Genomic DNA, 20,525 nt, shown 5'->3' with positions numbered 1-20,525 from the left:
ATGCTGCTGCCCAAACCCTTTCAACATGCCTGGATGAATGCAGATATCGATGCTTTCAGAGAGCAGGTGCGCCGCTACATAGTGCGCGAACTGACACCCCATGTACCCGCCTGGCGCGCTCAGGGCTATGTGCCGCGCGAGATCTGGCGCGGCTTTGGCGCGCATGGCTTTCTGCTGCCCGAAATGGACGAGCAATGGGGCGGCGGTGGCGGCAATCTGGCCTACCAGTTGGTGGTTCAGGAAGAGCTGACCAAGGCCGAAGTACATGCCATCACCAGCGTGCACACCATCGCCTCGCACTACCTGCTGGCCTATGGAACTGAAGAACAAAAGCAGCGCTGGTTGCCCAGGCTTTGCAGCGGCGAATTGCTGGCCGGCATTGCCATGACCGAACCCAGCGTGGGCTCCGACCTCAAGGCCATGCGCACACGGGCCCAGCGCGATGGCGAGCACTACGTTATCAATGGCTCCAAGACCTTCATCACCAATGGCTACACGGCCAATTTGCTGGTGGTGGCCGTGCGCACCGGAGATGCCGGAAGCGTCGGCGTATCGCTGGTGGTGCTGGAGACGGAAAACCTGCCCGGCTTTCGCGTGGGTCGCAGGCTAGGCAAGATCGGCCAGCATATTTCGGACACCGCCGAGCTGTTCTTTGAAGACCTGCGCATACCCGCCAGCCACCTGCTGGGAGGCACCGAGGGGCAAGGCTTCAAGCAGCTGATGAGCCAATTGCCCTATGAACGCATGCTACTGGGGGTCAGCGCCGCTGCAGCCATCGAGATGGCTGTTGCACTGACCGTGGACTACACCCAGCAACGCAAGGCATTCGGCCAGACGATTGCAGATTTCCAGAACACGCGCTTCAAGCTGGCCGAATGCGCCACCACGGCCCATGTGGTGCGCAGCTTTGTCAACGACTGCATACAGCGCCTGCTCGACGGCACTCTGGATAACGAGGCCGCCTATATGGCCAAGTGGTGGTGCAGCGAGCAGCAGTGCAAGGTGATGGATGAATGCCTGCAGCTGTTCGGCGGCTACGGGTATATGGAGGAATATCCCATCGCGCGGCTGTACACCGATGCCCGGATCCAGAAGATCTACGGAGGCGCTAACGAAATCATGAAGGACCTGATCGCCAGACGCCTTTTCGCCCAATAGCTCTCGCATTGATCGCTTTCTCTGTTTCAAGAAAGGCCAGTCATGTATCTCACGCAAAGCTTGCGTCGCGCCGTGCAGCAGACGCCTCATGCCACAGCCAGCATCTACAACGGTCGCAAACGCAGTTTTGCGCAGCTAGGGGAGCGAGTCGCCCGCTTCGCCGGTGCGCTGCAAGCGCTGGGCACCCAGGCCGGGGACCGGGTCGGGATTCTGAGCCTCAACTCAGACTGGTATCTGGAGTACTACATGGCCTGCTACTGGGCAGGCGCGGCCGTCAATCCCATCAATATCCGCTGGAGCGCCAACGAGATCGCCTACTCCCTCGATGATTGCGACACCCGCATTCTGCTGGTGGATGACAGTTTTGCGCCTTTGACACCGGAACTCCTCAAGCTATCCCGCTCTCTGCAAACGCTGATCCACCTGGGCGATGGTCCTGCCCCGCAGAACATGCTCTCCTATGAAGCGCTGGTGGTAGACAGTAGCCCGGTTGAAGACGCCATGCGCAACGGCGACGATCTGGCCGGCGTCTTCTATACCGGTGGCACCACGGGCTCCCCCAAGGGGGTCATGCTCTGCCATCGCAATCTCTATACCAATGCCATCTCGAGCGTGTCGTCACAGATCGTGCGCGCAGGCAGCATTGGCCTGCACGCAGCCCCCATGTTCCATCTGGCTGACGGTGCGTTCATGAATGCCCTGTTCGCCGCAGGCGGCTGCCATGTCATGGTGCCGCGCTTCGATCCTCTCGCGGTACTGCAGGCCATCGCCAGCACCGGCGTGACCGATACGCTGCTGGTGCCCACCATGATTCAAATGCTGGTGGACCACCCCGATCTGCACAAATATGATCTGAAGTCGCTGCGTCAGATGGCTTATGGAGCCTCACCCATCTCCGAGGGCCTGCTGGACCGGGCCATGCGGACCATCCCCGACGTGGATTTTGTGCAGGCCTATGGCATGACGGAGGTATCCCCCATCGCCACCATTCTTTCCCCCGAGATGCACCGCGAATCAGGCCGGGCCAAGGGCCGCCACCGCAGCGCCGGACGCGCCACGGCCTGCACCGAGGTGCGCATCGTCGATCCCGAAGGGCGAGAGGTGCCGCGTGGCGAGGTCGGTGAGATTGCGGTTCGGGGCCCCGGAGTGATGCTGGGCTACTGGAACAAGCCTGCCGAAACCGAAGCCGCCATCCGTGATGGCTGGATGCATACGGGCGATGGCGGCCGCATGGATGACGAAGGCTACGTCTTTGTCGTGGACCGCATCAAGGACATGATCATTACCGGTGGCGAGAACGTCTACAGCATTGAGGTGGAGAGCGTTATTGCCACCCATCCTGCCGTGGCCTCGTGCGCCGTCATAGGCATTCCCCATGAACATTGGGGCGAGCAGGTCCATGTCTTCATCGTGCTTAAGCCCGGACAGAGCCTGGAAGCTCAGGAGCTGATCCATTTCTGCAAGGAGCGCATCGCCGGCTACAAATGTCCCCGTGATGTTTCCTTTGTCGAGGCCATGCCGCTATCCGGTGCAGGCAAGATCCTCAAGACCAGCTTGCGGGCCCCGTTCTGGGCCCATCATGAAAGAAAGGTCACCTGATGTCTGATCTGGTTCTCTGGGAAGTTCGCAACGGCGTAGGTCATATGGTCCTGAACCAGCCCGAGCGGGGCAACGTGATCAGTACGGCCATGGCTCACAACCTGAAGGCGGTGGTAGGGCGGGCCTGCAACACGGATATCGGTGCCCTGCTCATTTCCGCAAGCGGTAAGCAATTCTGCGTCGGGGGCGATATCAGCGAGTTTGGCGAACATCGCGAGCGACTGGCACCGCTGATCGGCGCCATGCTTGATCTGCTCAACCCTGTCATGCATCAGCTGGCCAGCTTGCCGCTGCCAGTCATCAGTGCCGTGCAAGGCCCTGTCGGAGGTGGCGGCATCGGGCTCGCACTGTGTGCGGACCTGGTACTGGCCAGCCGTCACATGTTTTTGCGCGGAGGGTACTCCGCCATCGGCCTGAGCCCGGATCTTGGTGTATCGGGTTATCTCACCCGCCGTGCCGGTGCTGCCAGGGCCAAATACATTCTGATGAGCAACCGCGCTGTCGCGGCCGAGGACTGTCTGCGCATGGGCCTGGTCGACGAGCTGCACGAGCCCGAACAGCTGCTGGCGGCGGCAACCGCGCTGGCCGAAGAGCTTGCCGGCGGCCCCACAAACTCCTTGGCGGGCATCAAAAGCCTCTGTGACTCGGCACATCGGCAAGATCTTCAGCAGCAACTGGGTGCCGAGCGCGAAGCCATGCTGGGCTGCGCCCGCTCCGGCAACAGCCTCGAAGGCGTGACTGCCTTTTTGCAAAAGCGCAAGCCCGTGTTTCAGCGTCGCTGAATCGTTTGCCTGTTTTTTAGGCGCAACAGGCAAAGCCTTGCCAGTCAAGGCTTTGCGCATTTATTCCGATATTTACCCACAGGCCAGACCACATGTTCTGGGGATAAGCACGAAGCTGGTGTGTAATTGCCGACATGCCCCGATTGATTGCACCCAGCAAGGACGAAAGTGCCCTGCTCCCTCCGTTTCTGGAATTGCCCGAACATGCAATCCACATACCGCAGTCCGAAACCGAATTTGAAGCCGCCTTCAAGGCCATGAATGCCGAGCCCGTGCTCGGCTTTGACACTGAAAGCAAACCCATCTTCAATATTGGCCAGCAAGACAGCGGCCCTCATCTGGTGCAGCTTGCCACGGCCAGTCAGGTCTGGCTGCTGCAACTGCATAGGCCCATGGCTCTGGAAGTGTCGCGCATGGTGCTGGCTGCAGAACATATCTGCAAGGTCGGCTTCGGGCTCGATAACGATAAACACTCCCTGCCCCGCAGGCTGGGGGCGCCGCTGATCAATATTCAGGATCTGGACAGCCGCTTCAAGCGGCTCGGCTATGGCCCATCAGTGGGTGTGCGCGCCGCCGCAGCGCTGGTGCTCCAGCAAAGCTTTCGCAAGTCCAAGCGCACCACCACCTCCAACTGGGCTGCCACAGAACTCAGCCCGGCCCAGCGACGTTATGCCGCCAATGACGCCCATGCTCCGGTCGTGATCTATGCCCGCCTTCCCGCCTGGGAAAGCACACAACCAGTCCTTCCCCGACCCGGCCCCAGGAGTCCGAGGTCGTAAACGTTCAGCCCTCAGATCGCGAAAAGAAGCCAATCGTCAAAGCACCATAAGCTCTGTGCCCGACAGCGGGATTCAGGCAATCATTCTCCATTGCAGCTCGCTCTCGTCCTGCGCAGAGCTCATGACACAATCCCGCCCTGCCTTCTTGGCCTGGTATAGCAGCGCATCGGCCCGAGCCAGTGCCTGCTCGAAATCCTGTGCGGAACTGAGTGCAGCAATGCCAAAACTGGCTGTTACCTTGAGTTGCGCAGCCAATCCTCCGAGCACCTGGCTTTGCAAGCGCTCACGCACACGCTCCACAATGGCTTGCGCTTCGAACAGCTGTACTCGCGAGAGCAGCAAGACAAACTCCTCTCCGCCGAAGCGGGCAACCAGATCGTAGTCTCTGACCTGCTGAGTCAGCAACTGTGCCAGTTGCTGTAGCACCTGATCGCCGGCCGCATGGCCCCAGTTGTCGTTGATGTATTTGAAATGATCGATGTCCACGGCAACCACGGCCCAGGGCACCAGCCGCTGATCGGCCAAGCGCGACTCTGCGGCCTCCATGAAGGCGCGGCGATTGAGCAGGCGCGTCAAAGAGTCACGGTTGCGCTCTTCGCGCAATGTCGTCATCACATCCCTGACCGAGCAGGCCAGCAATCCAACGGCAAACCACATCGCAAACAGAAGCGCTATGGCCTGGGTGAGCAACCAGTATCCAGATCGGGTCAGCTCCTGCACTTCGTGAACGGGCAACAGACTTACGGCCGCCGGCCTGAACAAGGCATAACAGACGTTGAGCCCATAGGCCCAGCGCACGCCACGCTCCAGCCAGTCCTTTGACGAATCGGCCTTGAGAAACGCCGGCATGGCCAGGGTCAGCTGCAAGGCCATGGCCAGAGCCAGGCACTGCACGCGGACCCATAAATCATTCTCGATCCGGGAAAAATAGAACAGCACGGACAGGGCGACGACAGCGATCAACAGGCCGCCGGCCACGCTTGCCCCTGCCGACCCCAGCCGCAAGGACATGCCCTGCGCCAGCGACCAGGTTCCCAGCAAATACAGGCATGCCGTCATCAGGGCGAAATGACTCAGTTGCGCATTGCTCATCAGGCTTTGCGCAGCCAGAGCTGTCGCGAGCAGCACATAACCGCCCACCAGCCAGAGCAGGAACAGCGCACGCGGCTGTCGGCGCTGGACATACCAGCAAGCCAACAAGGCAAACCCGAACAACACCACGCAAGCCGGCGCAATCAAGGCAAAGTACAAATCTGCAGGCTGGCCCAATTTAGGTTCTCCGCGCAGGAAACTGTGAATTCAACGTCGTCCATTCTCCGGCGAGAAGTATCTCCAATATTCCAATACAGCGCTCGCTTTCACTCTGGCATAAGCACATAGCCATTAGGTCGTTCTCCTGAGTCGGCGTCCTGCCCATAATCAATGACGCCAAAGCTCTGGCTGTGGCGTTCGAATAACTTGCCAAAGAGACACACACATGCGCATAGAGACACTCGCCGTACATGCCGGCTATTCCCCCGACCCCACCACCAAGGCTGTGGCCGTGCCCATCTACCAGACGGTGGCCTACGCGTTTGACAGCGCCCAGCATGGCGCCGATCTGTTTGATCTGAAGGTCCCGGGCAATATCTACACGCGCATCATGAATCCCACCACCGACGTGCTGGAAAAGCGCGTCGCGGCGCTCGAAGGCGGCATTGCAGCGCTGGCCGTGGCATCGGGCATGGCAGCCATCACCGCCGCCATCCAGACCCTGGCCGAAACGGGTGACAACATCGTGTCGGCCAGCACGCTCTACGGCGGCACCTACAACCTGTTTGCCCACACCTTCCCGCAGCAAGGCATCGAGGTGCGCTTTGCCGATCCACGCGACCCGGCCAGCTTCGGCAAGCTGATCGACGCCAGGACCAAGGCGGTATTCATCGAGTCCATCGGCAACCCTCTGGGCAATGTGACCGATATCCGCGCTCTGGCCGATGTGGCCCACCGGCACGGCGTGCCGCTGATCGTCGACAACACCGTGCCCTCTCCCTATCTGCTGCGCCCGTTCGAACATGGCGCTGACATCGTCGTGCATTCGCTGACCAAATACCTGGGCGGCCACGGCACCAGCGTTGGCGGGGCGATCGTGGACAGCGGCAAGTTCCCCTGGGCGGAGCACAAGGCCCGCTTCAAGCGCCTGAACGAACCCGACGTCAGCTATCACGGCGTGGTCTACACCGAAGCACTGGGCCCCGCCGCCTTCATCGGCCGCGCCCGCGTCGTTCCGCTGCGCAATATGGGCGCCGCCATCTCGCCGCAGAACGCCTTCCAGATTCTGCAAGGCATCGAAACCCTGGCCCTGCGCATGGACCGCATCTGCGAAAACACGCAGAAGATTGCAGAAACGCTGCAAAAACACTCCAAGGTGGAATGGGTGCGCTATGCAGGCCTGAAAGACCACCCCGACCACGCCATCGTGCAAAAACAGTCTGGCGGCCGCGCATCGGGCATTCTGTCGTTCAGCCTCAAGGGCAGCGAAGGCCGTGCGGCCGGTGCGCGTTTCCTGGATGCGCTGCAGCTGTTCACGCGCCTGGTCAATATCGGCGATGCCAAGTCGCTGGCCACCCACCCTGCTTCAACCACGCACCGTCAGCTGGATACGGACGAACTGGCCAAGGCCGGCGTGACCGAAGGCATGGTGCGCCTGTCCGTGGGCATCGAGCATATTGACGATCTGCTGGCCGACCTGAACCAGGCGTTGGAACAGGTCTGAAGCGGGCTGAGACTCCGGCGCGCGACTTCAGGCATCGCGCGCCAGCCGCAGCCCCGTCATCTGCCATCGAGCCGTTGCGGGAAAGAAGTTGCGATAGGTCAGCCGCGCATGACCGGCAGGCGTGAGGCAGGAGCCTCCGCGCAGCACATACTGGTTGACCATGAATTTTCCGTTGTACTCCCCCACGGCACCCTCGGCCACGCGAAAGCCCGGGTAGGCGGCATAGGACGAATGCGTCCACTCCCAGACCTGGCCAGTTGCCACCCCATGATGAGCGCCCGAGACTTCAGGGTGCAGGCTGGCATGACCCACTGACGAGGACACAGGCCAGTCATGCGCACCCATTGCCACCTCCCACTCCATCTCCGTCGGCAGGCGCGCACCGGCCCAGCGCGCATAGGCATCAGCCTCGAAATAGGAGATATGGCAGACAGGCCTCAGCGCATGCAGAGCCGTCACGCCATACAGGCTGAACTCCTGCCAGCCCGCATCACCCGCAGCATCCTCAGCTTGCCTCCAGTACCAGGGGTGGCTCAGTTGCTGGGCCTGGCACCAGTCCCAGCCTTCGGCCAACCACCATTGAGGCTGACCGTAGCCGCCATCCAGCACAAAACGCAGAAACTCGCCATTGCTCACGGGCCTCGATGCAATCTGCGCAGCTTGCACATAGACACTGTGCCTCGGCATTTCATTGTCAAACGCAAAGCTGCCGCCACCATGACCTATGCTGTAGATGCCTGCCTCAAGTGGCAGCCATGTGAGATCGGCATAGGCCTGCACGCAATTCTCCTCTGCTACCCCATCTGACGCATAAGCAGGCCAGAGCGGGTGACAAGAAAGCAAATGCTTGATATCGGTGAGCATCAACTCCTGATGCTGCTGCTCGTGCTGCAAGCCCAATGCGACGAGCTGAGCAACGACCTGCTGCGTCGTCGGACTTTTCTCTTTCATGGCGGCCATCAGTGCCAGCATCTGCTCATCCACCACAGCGCGATAGGCCATGACCTGCGCCAGAGCCGGTCTGGTCAGCAAGCCCCGCTGGGCTCTGGGATGACGTGCACCCACCTGCTGGTAGTAGGAGTTGAACAGCATGCGAAAACTGCCGTCAAAAGCCTGATGCCCTGGCTGGTGCACGGCCAGTACAAAGGTTTCGAAGAACCAGCTGGTATGGGCAAGATGCCATTTGGCAGGACTGGCGTCCGGCATGGATTGCACGCAGGCGTCTTCTGCAGACAAGGGCGCAGCCAGCTTTTGCGTGCAGGCCCTCACCCGCTCGAACTGCTGCGCCAGCACTATCCAGTCCCTGGCAGCAGGCGCCATGAAAAATGGCCGCACCATGGTTTCAGACTTGGGCATGAATGACGGCAAACCATTGCTGCTCATCGGTCCAGACCCTGGGTTCGGCAAATCCCGCGCATGCCAGCATGGAGAGGAAATCGGACAGCGGGTATTTGTAGCTGTTCTCCGTATGGATGGTCTCGCCCTGAGCAAAATAGCGCAGGCCCTGAGGCCAGCACACCATGACGGGGCGACGGGCGCGCAAATGCATCTCTATCCGCGATGTCCGACTGTCGAAGCGCGCCTCATGCGCCCAGTCCTGAAGATTGAAATCGCTGCCCAGTAGACGGTTCACATGATTGAGCACATTGAGATTGAATTCGGCTGTGACGCCCTGCTCATCGTCGTAAGCGGCTATCAGAACCGGTACCGGCTTGGGCAGATCAATGCCAATCAGCAGCCCGCCGTCGCCCCCCAGAAGTGAATGCATGTGTCCGAGCATATGCAAAGCCTGCTGCGTATCGAAGTTGCCGATCGAGGAGCCAGGATAGAACAGCTCACGCCGTGTCTGTGGCACGCCTGACGGCAAATGCCAGTCCCCCGTGAAATCCGCCGCAACTGCACGAGCCGTAAGTCGCGGGAAGTCATGCTCCAGCCTGGCCACAGCGGCCTGCAGAAACTCGACCGCAATATCCACTCCCAGAAACTGCTGCGGCCCCACGCTGCGGCACAGGCGTCGCACTTTTTCGCAATTGCCCGCTCCCAGCTCTATCAACACCTGGCAACCCGCCATGGCCTGGGCGATCTCCAGGTCGTAGCGGGCCATGATGGCAGCCTCGGTTCTTGTGGGGTAGTACTCGGGCAGCTCGGTTATCTGCTCAAACAAGGCGCAGCCATGCGCGTCATATAGGAACTTGGGAGAAATCTGCGCCTGCCGCTGCATCAGCCCCTGCGCCAGCTCATAGCGCAGATGCGTCGGGGGGATATACGCGTCCATGAAGCTGCAACCCTCGTCCTGAAGCGGTGGAGGTCTCAACGAGGACGCCAGAGGCAATGGAATGCGCCCTGCGCGTGATGCAAACTCTATCGATGCTGCCTGCCTGTCCGGTGTCGCGCGCATGCTGATCCTCCTGATGAGCTGATCGCGCGATGCAGCCATTGCCCGCGCCATCACTGCCAAGCCTGCTTTAGAACGTGCTTACCGCGTTGGAGTGCAAGGAGATCGTAAACACGTTCTTAGACCCTCAGCCTAGCGCGGCCGGCAATCGGCAGAAGTAGGACTGAAGCCAGCGATCCTTTTACTGCATGCGCATGCAGCAATGCTGACAAAGTCAATACTGGCCAAAGAATTCAGCAAAAAAAATCGGTACCCCGCGCTGGCGGAATACCGATCTAAACATACACCCTAGCCTCCGAAGTCATCAGGCCATGCCGACCTGCTGACTCCGATGCACCGCAGAGCCTGCGGTGCGTGCCTCGCCTGCGGGAAGAAGGCCGCAGACAAGAACACTCTTTGCCGTGAAGCTATCAGAAGCGATAGCCCACGCCCACACCCACCAGCCATGGGTCAACCTTGAACTTGGTGTTTTCAAACACGCCTGCACCTGTGACCTTGGTACCCAGATACACCTTCTTGATGTCGAAGTTCAGCGACCAGTTCTTGTCCAGCGCATAGTCGAAGCCGACCTGCAGCGCGCCGCCAAAGCTGTTCTTCTTCACGGTCACGGCACCATCCAGGATGTCCACGTTCGAGAAGCGTGTGTAGTTCACGCCTGCCCCCACATAAGGCTTGAAGGCCCCGAAGTTGGTGAAGTGGTACTGCGCCAGCAAGGTGGGGGGCAGATGCTTGAGCGAACCGATCTTGCCGCCATTCAGGCGCACATCATGCTTTTGGGGATAGGTCAGCACCAGCTCTGCTGCAATGTTGGGCGTGAAGAAGTAGGACACGTCCAGCTCAGGCATCCATTTGTTGTTGATGCTCACGCCTGCGTCTCCGGCAGCGCCACCGTTGTCGCTGTCCAGATGCAGTGCGCGCACGCGAACCTGCCAAGGGCTGGAGCCGTCAAACGAAGATTGGGCAAAAGCGGTACCGGCCGTCAGGGCGCTGGCAACAGCAGCAATCGCGATCAGAGTCTTTTTCATGGGTTCTTTCCTTGAAGAATTGGGTGAGTGCAATGCTTTGCATCCCTTGGCATCCATTGAAGCAAAGCCACTGCCACACGGGTTTGTCCCAAGTCAACCCGCACACCAACACCGCAAAGAAAAAAGCGGACGTTGCCCATCGGCCACGTCCGCCCAGGACACTGATGAAGCGCAAAAATTTGCTTCAGCAGTGATGGTAGTCGTCAATTCGGATGAGCCACCCTGGCTGGTCGCAGCTTGTGCCACAACTCCATGCACACCACAACCGCACCGCCAATGACGGCCCCAACCAGCACATGTACCAACACCGGTCCCAGCGCTGCAACAATACCGCCCGTGGGCACAATCACCTGCTCTATCCAATGTTCGACAGGCTCTATGCCGTGCACCAGCAAGCTACCGCCCACCATGAACATGGCAGCCGTGCCCACGATGGACAGCCCGCGCATCAGCCACGGGGTAAAAGCAATCAGACCACGGCCCATGGCCTTGGCAGCGCTGCTGCTCTTGGCCATCAGCCAGCCGCCCACATCATCCATGCGCACGATCCCGGCCACCAGTCCATAGACGAACACGGTGATGGCCAGAGCTACTGCGATCAGCACCGAGGCCTGCTCCCAGATGGGTTTGGCGGACACCGTACCCAGCGCAATCGCCATGATTTCGGCCGACAAGATAAAGTCCGTGCGCACGGCCCCCTTGACCTTCTGCTTTTCGTACTCCATCGGGTCCATCTGCTTTTCACGCGCGGCACGCACCGATGAAGGCGCAACACCTTTATGGGTAGCCTCCTCGGCATCCACCACGGCATCATGCGCATCATGCTTTTTGTGCTTGTGAAACAGCTCAAGGATCTTTTCCACGCCTTCGAAGCACAGAAAAGCGCCCCCCACCATCAGCAAAGGCGTGATCAACCAGGGCACAAAGGCGCTGATCAATAGCGCTGCGGGCACCAGGATGGCCTTGTTCATCAACGAACCTTTGGCCACCGCCCAGACCACTGGCAACTCCCGATTGGCCTTCACTCCCGTGACCTGCTCGGCATTGAGAGCCAGATCATCGCCCAGCACGCCGGCCGTCTTCTGCACCGCCACCTTGGTCTGTGTGGCCACATCATCCAGGATTGCTGTGCTCTTGCCCGCAGCGGTCTTGGTCATCAAGGCCACATCGTCGAGCATGCTTGCAATATCGTCTAGCAGCATCAAAAGGCCGGCACCTGCCATCGCACTCCCCAGTTGGTTTCAATGTCCACTATCATGCCTGCAAACCGTGCAGCGACTGCAGCAGGAAGTTGCCAATCGCCTACGCGATCAGCACGGCCAAGGCTTTGCAGCGACAATGAGCGCCCTCATCGAACGGAAACCCTGTGACTCAAGCCATCGCTCATGCCGAACTGATTGCCAGCTACCGCAAACTTGCCGCAGAGGCCGCCAAGAAGGCGGAACTGGTCAAGGCCGCAGCGGGCAAAGGCCCCAAGACCATTGCAACGGTCAGCGAAACCGCTGCCAAGGCCGCGCGCCGCCGCGATGTGATGGCCGCCAGACTGGCCAAGCTTGGTATCGATCTGCCGGGCTGAGCCTCAACAAGCAGCCTTCTTCGGGCAGTCTCCTTATTTGCTGGTCTTGAAGCCCTGTGTCGCCGCCCAGGCTGCCACATCGTCGCGGCGGATGGCCGCTGCCATGAGCTGTGGAAAGGCATCGGGGGTACAAGCAAACGAGGGCACGCCCAGTGCCGCCAGCTTGGCCGCCAGTTCCGCGTCATAGGCCGGCGCACCCTCGTCGCTGAGCGCCAGCAACGTGATGAACTGCACGCCTGCTTCCACCAGCTCGTTGGCGCGGCGCAGCAGGCCCGACTCCACACCGCCTTCGTAGAGGTCGGAGATCAGCACCAGAATGCTGTTGCGCGGCTCGCTGATCAGCCCCTGGCAATAGCCGACCGCACCGTTGATATCGGTGCCGCCACCCAGTTGCACGCCAAACAGCACATCGACGGGATCGTCGAGTTTTTCCGTCAGGTCAACCACGGCCGTATCAAACACCACCAGCTTGGTGGCCACGGCCGGCAGGCTGGCCATCACCGCACCGAAGATGCTGGAATAGACCACCGAGTTGGCCATGGAGCCGCTCTGGTCAATGCACAGAATCACCTCGCGCTGCGGGCGGCGCGCCTTGCGTCCATAGCCGATCAGCGTCTCCGGAACAATGGTCTTGTACTCGGGCTGCCAATGGCGCAGGTTGGCGCGTATGGTGCGATTCCAGTCGATTTCTGCATGGCGCGGGCGTCGGTTGCGCTGGCTGCGGTCCAGCGCCCCGGCCACGGCACTGCGCATGGGCTCCTCGAGCTTTTTCATCAGCTCGTCCACCACCTTGCGCACCACCAGCCGCGCCGTGGCCTTGGTGTTCTGCGGAATCACCGAGCCCAGCGAAATCAGGTCCGCCACCAGATGCACATCGGGCTGCACGTTCTCCAGCATTTCGGGCTGCAGCAGCAGCTCGCGCAGATTCAGACGCTCCATGGCATCGCGCTGCATGACCTGCACGACCTGGCTCGGAAAGTATTTGCGGATATCGCCCAGCCAGCGCGAAACCGAAGGCGAGGAGTTGCCGCGTCCACCCTTGCGCGATGCCAGCTTGCTGTCTTCCTCATACAAGGCGGCCAGCGCCTGGTCCATCTCCTGCAAGCGGCCCGTCACACCGCCGCAACTGGCGTCAGCGGGGCTGCCCAGTACCATGCGCCAGCGCTGCAGCCGCGTGGTGGGCTGCAGCTCTTCGGACTCCTGTTGCGGCTCGGTCGCCAAATTTGCTGTTTGATTCATCGTCACACCCTGGCCGCAGCCGCATCAAAATCGGTAGCTGCCTGGGCTTGTCCCATCAGCGCCTGTGGCAGATTCAATCCCAGCAACTCATTGAGCACGGGCAAGGCCCGCAAGGCACGCGACTCATCCCAGGGCGCGGCGTCGTCCGCAGCGCCCACAGCAGGACCAGGTGCCGCAGCGCCCCCCACAGGAGTTCGCTTGACCTTGTCGCCCAGGCTTTGGCGCTCGTGATTGCTGAAGGTCGAGAAGCTGCGCCGCACCAGCGGCAGAATCTGGGCAAACTGCACCTCGCCCAGACCGCTGAGCCAGGCATCGACAGCACCCCAGATGGACTCGTCATGCAGCAACACCAGCGCCTGCTGGTTCAGGAAACCGTCCAGCCAGGCGGCCACATCCATGGGCGCCGCGCCCAGCGAAAGATTTCGGTTGAACTGACGCACGATCTCAGCGCTTTCCAGCAACTGCTCATCCAGCAGCAAACGGCAGGCCATGCCGCGCAGCAGCGCCGCTGCGGCATCCCCCATGGCCAGGCTGCGCAGTGCCAGACGCCAGGCATCCACCGCCTGTTGCGCCTGGCCGTCGCTGGTGCGCAGCCGCAGTGCCTCGTGCGCCGCCAGCACCTTGGTCTTCATGGCGGCCGCAGCATCCTCATCCATGGCCATGCAGGCAACAGGCAGGCCGATGGCGGCGCGCAGCACCAGCGAATCGATCACGCCGGCAAGCAAGGCGGTATCGGTCTGGCGCACGCTGCCATAGCGATAGACATTGGCCAGCGGCGGCAAGGCCTGCAGCAGCTGGGCCACATCGCCCGTGGTAGCTGCACGCTGGGCCAGCGTGGCGATCAGGGCTTCGACCAGCTGCGGCAAATCGGCCAGCAACGCATCGTCGATGGCCTGCGCGATTTCGGGCAGCGAGGTCTCGGTCGTCAGGCTGGAGCGCAGCTTGGCCGTGGCGGCCTGGGCCACGGTCGCGCCGTGCACGCTGGCCTCGATGATGCGCACTGCCAGCTCGGGCTCCCACTGCAGCTGCCAGCTTTCGCGGAAAGTACCCCGGTTGCGCTGGGCATCAGTGGCGCGCACGCCCCAGTCAATGCCGAGCAGGCGCAGACGGTGCAGGAAATGGCTGCGTGCCAGATCCGTGTCCTTGCGCAAATCCAGTGCCAGCAGCTTGCTTGCCGCCTCGGGCTTGAGGCGCAGCGATTTCTGCTGCTGCTCAATGTCGCGCTGCAGTGGCACCTGGGGTACATCGGCGGGCACCTGGCCCAGCACATGACCGACGGTCAGCTCCTCATCGATCAATCTGAGCGGCGCGTCCTCGCCCATGCAGATCACGGTGACTATGGCCTCGTTGATCTCCTCCAGGCCGGGCATGGGCTGGCCGCGCAGCGCCGCCAGGCCCTCGGCCAGACGCGTGGCCTCGATGATGTGAGCGCTGGAGCAGTCCAGATCCTTGTCGCGCAGCAGATGGGCCACGCGCGTCAGCCAGCCCGCCGTGCGCAGCGTGGCTGGAGAAACCTCGTTTTTGATAGCTACTTGCGCTTTACCATCAAGCGTTTGAGGCTGATTTGAATCCAAACCCTGGGACGACTGATAACACTGCCACAGATGCTGGTACCAACCCGGAGAAGTCACACCCGCGCCATAGCCGCTGCTGCTGGCCAGGTTGCGGTAGGTCCAGGGGGCCCAGGTCGCCATCACCTTGGCCTTGGGCAGGCCTTTGAGCAGTGCGCTGTCGGCCTTGGCCGTCACGCTGGCCTTGAGCGCCGGCACATGCCAGGCGCCACAGACCACGGCAATGCGCTGGTGACCGGCCTTGATCGCCTCGCGAATGCACTGGCGCATATGGGCTTCGCGCAGTGCTTCGCGCTTCATGTATTCCTCGCCGCGCCAATGTTCGCCATCCTTGGACAGTTCTTCGCGAGCTGCCGTCATCACCTCGCCAATGCTTTCAAACAGTGCTTCGCTGTCGCCGCGCTCCTCGACCAGACGGTTCCACCAGCTCTCGCCATCGTCAAAGCCTGCGGCATGGGCCAGCCAGTCCAGCGGATCGCGGTGCAGGTGTTGAGGGGGCGGTGCCGGGATGTCCAACTGCAACCCGTGCTCGTCACCGTCCTGCATATCGGCCAGCGTCGCGGCCTCCGCGACATCCGGTGCATCCTGCTCCGAGTCCGGGACAGCCACCGCCTGCACAGCAGCCTCTGCCTCCTGTTCCGCCTTCTTCAGCGCTTCGCGTCGCGCAAACTCGATGGCCATGCCATGGGTCTGGGGCAGGTCGATGAAGCGCGTGGCAACACCCTGGCGACTGGCCCACTGCAATGCCTGCCATTCGGGTGAAAACTCGGCAAATGGATAGAACGCGGCCTGGCTGGGCTCGTCCTGCATATAGACCAGCATGGCCACGGGCGGGCGCAGCTCGGCACTTTGCAGCATGGGCAGCAGCGCCTCCCCCTCTGGCGGGCCTTCCACCAGCAGGCAATCGGGCTGCAGTGCTTGCAGCGCCTGCAACAGGCTGCGCGCGCAGCCCGGGCCGTGATGGCGTATGCCAAAGAAATGAACAGAATCAGCGGAAGTGGCCATGGGCTGGGTCAATCAGAAATTCTTGAGGAGCGACTGCATTTCAATGCGGTTGGCACAGCCCAGCGAATCGAAGATTCGCGCTTGAGACGAGGCGTCTTTGTCGAAGACAGTAGCAGCGCTACGGCGAGACAAAGCAACGAAGTATCAAGGGCTGTGGCAGCCGCTCGCCGAATTACAGTTGCTCGCGGCAGGCGCGGTACAAATCCTTCCAGTCGCTGCGCTCCTTGACCACGGTTTCCAGATATTCCTTCCACACCACCGTGTCCTGCACCGGGTCCTTGATCACGGCTCCCAGCAGGCCCGAGGCCACATCGGCCGCGCGCAGCACGCCATCGCCGAAATGGCCGGCCAGCGCCATGCCGCTGTTGATGACCGAGATGGCCTCCGCCGTGGACAGCGTGGAGCTGGGCGACTTCACGCGCACGGTCTTGCCGTCCTCGGTCTGGCCGTGGCGCAGCTCGCGGAAGATCTGCACCACGCGGCGCACTTCCTGCAGCGCAGGCGGTTCGGTTGGCAACTGGAGCGCCCGCCCCTGCTCGGCCACGCGCTTGGTGACGATCTGCACTTCCTCGTCCTGCGAGGCAGGTACAGGCAGCACCACGGTGTTGAAGCGGCGCTTCAATGCGCTCGACAACTCGTTGACGCCCTTGTCGCGGTTATTGGCCGTGGCGATGACAGAGAATCCCTGCACGGCCTGGAACTCCATGGACAGCTCCGGCACGGGCAGCGTCTTTTCGGACAGCACGGTGATCAGCGTGTCCTGCACATCGGCGGGAATACGTGTGAGCTCCTCGATGCGGGCGATCTTGCCCAGCTTCATGGCATGGACCAGCGGACTGGGAATCAGCGCTTTCTCGGACGGACCATGGGCCAGCAACTGGGCATAGTTCCAGCCATAGCGCAGTTGCTCCTCACTGGTGCCGGCCGTGCCCTGGATCAGCATGGTCGAATCGCCGCTCACAGCCGCAGACAGATGCTCGGACACCCAGGATTTGGCCGTGCCGGGCACGCCGTACAGCAGCAGGGCACGGTCGGTGGCCAGCGTGGACACGGCAATCTCCATCAGGCGCGGATTGCCAATGTATTTGGGGCTGAGCTCAAACCCGTTGCTGAGCTTGCCGCCCATCAGATACTGGAGCACGGCCCAGGGCGAAAGCTTCCAGTTGGGCGGGCGCGGACGGTCGTCCACCTTCTGCAGGGCATCGAGTTCTTCGGCAAATTGCGCCTCGGCGTGCTGACGTAGTACTTGGCTCATGATGACTTTCGGGTTGAATGCAGAAAAATTCGAAGGCTTAGGCGCTCAGCGCGGCATGCAGGGCCATGCGCAGATCGGTGATACGGTTGAGTTGCTCGAGCACGCGCTCGTCATCCCAGGGGCGCAGGCGGGCGCGCTCCAGCCGCGCCTGTTGTTCGGGCGTCAGGGTGCTTTGCGCAGCAACGGTAGTGGCCTCTTCGGCCGCATCGGCCACCTTGGATACCAGCTTTTGCCAGAGCCCGGCCAGCCCTGACGGGGCTGCGGCCTCGGGCTGCTGCTCTGGCGCGGCAGGTTTCTCAGCCTGTGCAGGTTGACGCCAGAGCCACACAAAGCGCGGCAGAACGGCCGGATGCAGCCGGCGCGCGCAGGCCAGCACGGCCTGGTCGGCCTGCCAGCTATGCCAGCTGCCCGTGGCCTGCTTGCCGCCCAGCGCCTTGTCCAGAGCGTCCATCAGTTGCTCCGACATGGATTGAGAAAACACGCCAACCACGGGCATGCTGCTCTCGATGGTGTTGATGCGATCCACCAGGCTGCCCTTGGCCTGCTGCAGCTGCGCCTGCCAGAGCGCCTCGCGCTCCTGCTGGCTCAGTCGGTCCAGCAGGGCCGGCAGCAGCGCTTCGGCCCGCGCATCGCGCTCCATGGTCTGCAGCAGCGCAATCCAGCGCACATCGGGCTGATCGCGCAGCGCCGCCAGCCAGCCCTGGCGCAGGGCGGTCTTCCAGTCGCTGCGGCGGCTCCAGTCCCAGAGCTGCTCGGGCGTCATCTCCAGGGTCTGCAGCCAGAAGTCAATCGGCGCAAGTTCCACCATTTGCTGCAGCCACCAGGCTTTCACGCCCTTGATATAGGCCGGCGGCTGCAGTGCAATGCCGTCGCGCTCCCAGTCCTTGCTGCCCTCCTCGGGCGGCTCGATCTGCCATTCCCCCTTGGCATTGCGGCTCAGCATGGACTGCAGCCAGCCCAGGATGCGCAGGCTGTGCGCGCTTTGCGGCAGGCGCGAGAGCAGGCGGGCCGCGTTCTCACGCACCTCCTTGCTGCGATCGGTCAGCAGCTTTTCCAGCAGCGGCTCGTCCGCCATGGACAGCCCCACGCCCAGAGCCAGCACCATTGGCGCACGCTCCTTGGCATTGAGCTCCTTCAAGCTAGCTTCCAGTCTGGCGCGGGCCTGGTCTGCATCGGTATCACGTTCGCTATGCAGCAGCGCCACGCGCTGCTCGATGGAGCCTTCCTGCCAGATCAGCTCTGCATTGGCTGTCTCCTGCACGCCGCTGGCATAGCTCCATTGCGGGTTGAGCCCGGCCAGCCAGCGTCCTCGCTCGCCCAGCACCGGCGTCAGCCAGGTACGCAGCTCCACCGAACGGCGGCCTTCGTTCAAAGCATCGACCAGAAGTGCATAAGGCAAGCGCTGTCCGGCCTGATCGAGGGCATGGAACATAGGAGCCAGCATGTTCTCGGGCCCATGCTGCAGCACATCACGCATCAGGCCATGCAAGCGCTCATCATCGGACGCGCGGCGAGACTCGTCGGCAGGCAGTGCTGGGGAGCTCAAAAGCGCACCGAGCCTGACCTGCGCACCGGGTTGCCAGCCCGCTCGCTCCAGGACGGCGGCGACGGCGCTGGCTCTGAGCAGTTGTGCAGCCGTTGACGCAGCCGGCTGCAGCCAGGCGGCTTGCATGGCTTGCAAACCGGGGCTGGCTGCGGCGTCAATCTGCGCGGTCAACACCGCAGGTACGGCCAGCCTGTCCGCGCCGACCAGACTTGACTGCTGCAGCGCAGCCCACAAATTGGCGCTGCTCATCGCATCTCTCCTTGGTTCTGCCAGATGGGGGACAAGACCTGGCTGTGAGCATCCTGCTGCCAGGCACTGAGCAAACGCCAGCGCCCCAGTTGCGGCCCGGACTCCCACTCGCCAAACAGGGCCAGAGGCGTGCCGCCACTCAGCGCCAGCAGCCGCCAGGCTTCGTCATCGGCAATCACCGCAGGCACGGGTGCCGCCTGGCTCTGTCCTGTGGGCCAGCCCACCAGCCATTGCCCCTCTACATACAGCAGCTGGGCATCCGCACACCACAGCGGCTGCACCGGCTGCAGCGCATTGGCGGCAATGCGCTCGCCCAATTGTTGCAACGGTTCGCCCAGAGCCTTGACCGTCAGGGCTGCGGCATCGGAGCTGTCGATTGCTTCAACCCCATTGACGGCAACCGCCCGCAGGCTCGCCCTGCCCGGATAAAAGCTCAAGGCTGCGCGATAAGCGCTGCCGCTTACCCAGGCCGTCTCGAATCCTCGCCCGCCCTGGGCATAGTCCAGCATCAGGGCAGCGCGGCCGGTATTGAGGCCCTGCAGCCAGACTCGGCGTTCCAGCAGGCGACCCTCGCGCTCAATCAGGCGCTGACCCAGCACCCGCCAATCGTCGCTGATGGTCTCGCCACGGGCCTGTACTTCGGCCTTGTCCATGGGCCAGCCCAGAGCAGCCATGACGTCGGCCTTCACCTCGGGGCTCAGCGAGTCGCGCCGCTGCACCGCGTCCACCAGCAGCTGCCAATGGCCAAGCTGCACCAGCAGGTCACGCGGCCAGGTCGGGTGGCTGTCCACCAGCTCCCAGGCTTCCCTGATACGCGCGGCCATGCCCGTGGCCTGGGCATCCACCATGCGTGCCGCCATGGTGTTCCAGTGCTGGCGCGTCTGGCTGTCGCCGGCCTGATTGGCCAGGCCGGTGCGCACCATGTCCTGCATCCATAGCGACAGCTCCTGCATGCCGCCAGCAACCTTGTCCCAGCGCTTGTCCTCGCGCTTGGCCTGCTGTCTGGCCAGAGCCTCCTGATCCGCAACTGGCGCAGCGGCAATGGCGGCCGCCTTGGCCTCTTTCTGCTCGGCTTTTTGCTGACGACCACCCAGCCAGTTGCTGACCCATTCCGGGGGCTCTCCGCCCTCCGGCACCTGGCCGCCTGCGCGCAGCAGCATCAGCGCCAGCCCGTGCTTGCAGGGGAACTTGCGGCTGGGGCAGGAGCACTTGAAGGCCGGCCCGCTCAGATCGACCTGAGTCTGATACGGCTTGCTGCCGCTGCCCTGGCATTCCCCCCAGACCGCAGCATCATTGCTGCCTGTGTTCGGCCATTTGCTCAGGGACTGCAGTCCCTTGGCCGCCTTGGATGACGCAGCATCCGGCGACAGCGCCAAAACTTCCGCTTCCGTTGCTAATACACGCGACACCAATGTCTCCCGTCCCGAATCGACGCAATATCTTGATAGTTCGAGGCGCTTACGTACCAAGGGCGAGTGCGAGACTACCCTCGGAAAACCTCGTCCGCACTTTGCTGAAACTGTGTTTTCAGCGCGGCAAAAACTGTGGTTTGACCGACCGCGCAAACTGTTGCGCGCAATGCGTCAGCCTA

At 62.2% G+C, this 20,525-nt stretch carries 16 protein-coding genes; 6 read left to right on the top strand and 10 right to left on the bottom strand.

The features are described from left to right. The 4 genes from CSE6_RS10745 (at nt 1) to CSE6_RS10730 (ending at nt 4,318) form a co-directional block, all read left to right on the top strand. Nucleotides 1-1,158 carry an acyl-CoA dehydrogenase family protein gene (locus tag CSE6_RS10745; protein ID WP_083994717.1) on the top strand — a complete coding sequence of 386 codons (1,158 nt, stop codon included), beginning with the start codon at nt 1-3 and terminating at the stop codon, nt 1,156-1,158. A gap of 42 nt (nt 1,159-1,200) precedes the next feature. Further along, nucleotides 1,201-2,757 carry a long-chain fatty acid--CoA ligase gene (locus tag CSE6_RS10740; RefSeq protein WP_059440497.1) on the top strand — a complete coding sequence of 519 codons (1,557 nt, stop codon included), beginning with the start codon at nt 1,201-1,203 and terminating at the stop codon, nt 2,755-2,757. Next, entirely contained in the window at nt 2,757-3,539 is a 783-nt protein-coding gene (locus CSE6_RS10735; protein ID WP_059440496.1) for an enoyl-CoA hydratase/isomerase family protein, read from the top strand. The genes CSE6_RS10740 and CSE6_RS10735 overlap by 1 nt, the downstream gene beginning before the upstream one ends. A gap of 134 nt (nt 3,540-3,673) precedes the next feature. After that, nucleotides 3,674-4,318 (top strand): 3'-5' exonuclease, encoded by a 645-nt coding sequence (locus tag CSE6_RS10730; protein ID WP_059440495.1) that lies wholly within the window; start codon nt 3,674-3,676, stop codon nt 4,316-4,318. Between the two features lie 72 nt (nt 4,319-4,390). On the opposite strand, the gene CSE6_RS10725 is transcribed toward CSE6_RS10730, so the two are convergent. Further along, nucleotides 4,391-5,587 (bottom strand): diguanylate cyclase, encoded by a 1,197-nt coding sequence (locus CSE6_RS10725; RefSeq protein WP_059440494.1) that lies wholly within the window; start codon nt 5,585-5,587, stop codon nt 4,391-4,393. A gap of 208 nt (nt 5,588-5,795) precedes the next feature. On the opposite strand from CSE6_RS10725, the gene CSE6_RS10720 reads away from it, so the two are divergent. Continuing rightward, nucleotides 5,796-7,073 carry an O-acetylhomoserine aminocarboxypropyltransferase/cysteine synthase family protein gene (locus CSE6_RS10720; protein WP_034351674.1) on the top strand — a complete coding sequence of 426 codons (1,278 nt, stop codon included), beginning with the start codon at nt 5,796-5,798 and terminating at the stop codon, nt 7,071-7,073. A gap of 27 nt (nt 7,074-7,100) precedes the next feature. Here CSE6_RS10720 and egtB read toward each other — a convergent pair whose 3' ends face one another. The 4 genes from egtB to CSE6_RS10700 form a co-directional block, all read right to left on the bottom strand. Beyond that, nucleotides 7,101-8,429 carry an ergothioneine biosynthesis protein EgtB gene (egtB, locus tag CSE6_RS10715; protein WP_083994715.1) on the bottom strand — a complete coding sequence of 443 codons (1,329 nt, stop codon included), beginning with the start codon at nt 8,427-8,429 and terminating at the stop codon, nt 7,101-7,103. Continuing rightward, a complete protein-coding gene (egtD, locus tag CSE6_RS10710) occupies nt 8,416-9,471 on the bottom strand; it encodes an L-histidine N(alpha)-methyltransferase (RefSeq protein ID WP_370545702.1) in 1,056 nt (351 codons plus the stop codon). The genes egtB and egtD overlap by 14 nt, the downstream gene beginning before the upstream one ends. Before the next feature lie 407 nt (nt 9,472-9,878). Next, entirely contained in the window at nt 9,879-10,493 is a 615-nt protein-coding gene (locus tag CSE6_RS10705; protein ID WP_003080665.1) for an OmpW family protein, read from the bottom strand. Between the two features lie 203 nt (nt 10,494-10,696). Then, the gene (locus CSE6_RS10700) at nt 10,697-11,716 is read right to left on the bottom strand and encodes a DUF808 domain-containing protein (RefSeq protein WP_034351669.1); all 1,020 of its coding nucleotides are present in this window, start codon (nt 11,714-11,716) and stop codon (nt 10,697-10,699) included. Nucleotides 11,717-11,859: 143 nt separating this feature from the next. Here CSE6_RS10700 and CSE6_RS10695 point away from each other — a divergent pair, with 143 nt between their 5' ends. Further along, nucleotides 11,860-12,069, top strand: a complete 210-nt coding sequence (locus tag CSE6_RS10695; protein WP_034351667.1) for a hypothetical protein — start codon at nt 11,860-11,862, stop codon at nt 12,067-12,069. Nucleotides 12,070-12,102: 33 nt separating this feature from the next. On the opposite strand, the gene CSE6_RS10690 is transcribed toward CSE6_RS10695, so the two are convergent. The 5 genes from CSE6_RS10690 to CSE6_RS10670 all read right to left on the bottom strand — a co-directional run bounded on the left by CSE6_RS10690 (nt 12,103) and on the right by CSE6_RS10670 (nt 20,310). Beyond that, a complete protein-coding gene (locus CSE6_RS10690; RefSeq protein WP_034351664.1) occupies nt 12,103-13,308 on the bottom strand; it encodes a VWA domain-containing protein in 1,206 nt (401 codons plus the stop codon). 2 nt (nt 13,309-13,310) lie between these two features. Then, nucleotides 13,311-15,884, bottom strand: a complete 2,574-nt coding sequence (locus CSE6_RS10685) for a DUF5682 family protein (protein WP_059440541.1) — start codon at nt 15,882-15,884, stop codon at nt 13,311-13,313. A gap of 172 nt (nt 15,885-16,056) precedes the next feature. Continuing rightward, on the bottom strand, nt 16,057-17,139 hold the full coding sequence (locus tag CSE6_RS10680) for an AAA family ATPase (protein WP_034383694.1): 1,083 nt from the start codon (nt 17,137-17,139) through the stop codon (nt 16,057-16,059). A gap of 37 nt (nt 17,140-17,176) precedes the next feature. Beyond that, on the bottom strand, nt 17,177-18,934 hold the full coding sequence (locus CSE6_RS10675) for a DUF5691 domain-containing protein (RefSeq protein ID WP_059440492.1): 1,758 nt from the start codon (nt 18,932-18,934) through the stop codon (nt 17,177-17,179). Then, on the bottom strand, nt 18,931-20,310 hold the full coding sequence (locus CSE6_RS10670; protein ID WP_083994714.1) for an SWIM zinc finger family protein: 1,380 nt from the start codon (nt 20,308-20,310) through the stop codon (nt 18,931-18,933). The genes CSE6_RS10675 and CSE6_RS10670 overlap by 4 nt, the downstream gene beginning before the upstream one ends. Between the last annotated feature and the right edge of the window lie 215 nt (nt 20,311-20,525).

The organism is Comamonas sp. E6, assembly GCF_001010305.1.
In the GTDB taxonomy this organism is placed as follows: domain Bacteria; phylum Pseudomonadota; class Gammaproteobacteria; order Burkholderiales; family Burkholderiaceae_C; genus Comamonas; species Comamonas thiooxydans.
This window is presented reverse-complemented; position numbering and strand designations above follow the sequence as displayed.

Bases quoted from the DNA above. Each gene is read 5' to 3' on its own strand.
- CSE6_RS10745 (WP_083994717.1), top strand. From the start codon at position 1: ATGCTGCTGCCCAAACCCTTTCAACATGCCTGGATGAATGCAGATATC.
- CSE6_RS10675 (WP_059440492.1), bottom strand. From the start codon at position 18,934: ATGAGCAGCGCCAATTTGTGGGCTGCGCTGCAGCAGTCAAGTCTGGTC.
- CSE6_RS10680 (WP_034383694.1), bottom strand. From the start codon at position 17,139: ATGAGCCAAGTACTACGTCAGCACGCCGAGGCGCAATTTGCCGAAGAA.
- egtD (WP_370545702.1), bottom strand. From the start codon at position 9,471: ATGCGCGCGACACCGGACAGGCAGGCAGCATCGATAGAGTTTGCATCA.
- CSE6_RS10720 (WP_034351674.1), top strand. From the start codon at position 5,796: ATGCGCATAGAGACACTCGCCGTACATGCCGGCTATTCCCCCGACCCC.
- CSE6_RS10705 (WP_003080665.1), bottom strand. From the start codon at position 10,493: ATGAAAAAGACTCTGATCGCGATTGCTGCTGTTGCCAGCGCCCTGACG.
- CSE6_RS10730 (WP_059440495.1), top strand. From the start codon at position 3,674: ATGCCCCGATTGATTGCACCCAGCAAGGACGAAAGTGCCCTGCTCCCT.
- CSE6_RS10740 (WP_059440497.1), top strand. From the start codon at position 1,201: ATGTATCTCACGCAAAGCTTGCGTCGCGCCGTGCAGCAGACGCCTCAT.
- CSE6_RS10690 (WP_034351664.1), bottom strand. From the start codon at position 13,308: ATGAATCAAACAGCAAATTTGGCGACCGAGCCGCAACAGGAGTCCGAA.
- egtB (WP_083994715.1), bottom strand. From the start codon at position 8,429: ATGCCCAAGTCTGAAACCATGGTGCGGCCATTTTTCATGGCGCCTGCT.
- CSE6_RS10735 (WP_059440496.1), top strand. From the start codon at position 2,757: ATGTCTGATCTGGTTCTCTGGGAAGTTCGCAACGGCGTAGGTCATATG.
- CSE6_RS10700 (WP_034351669.1), bottom strand. From the start codon at position 11,716: ATGGCAGGTGCCGGCCTTTTGATGCTGCTAGACGATATTGCAAGCATG.
- CSE6_RS10685 (WP_059440541.1), bottom strand. From the start codon at position 15,884: ATGGCCACTTCCGCTGATTCTGTTCATTTCTTTGGCATACGCCATCAC.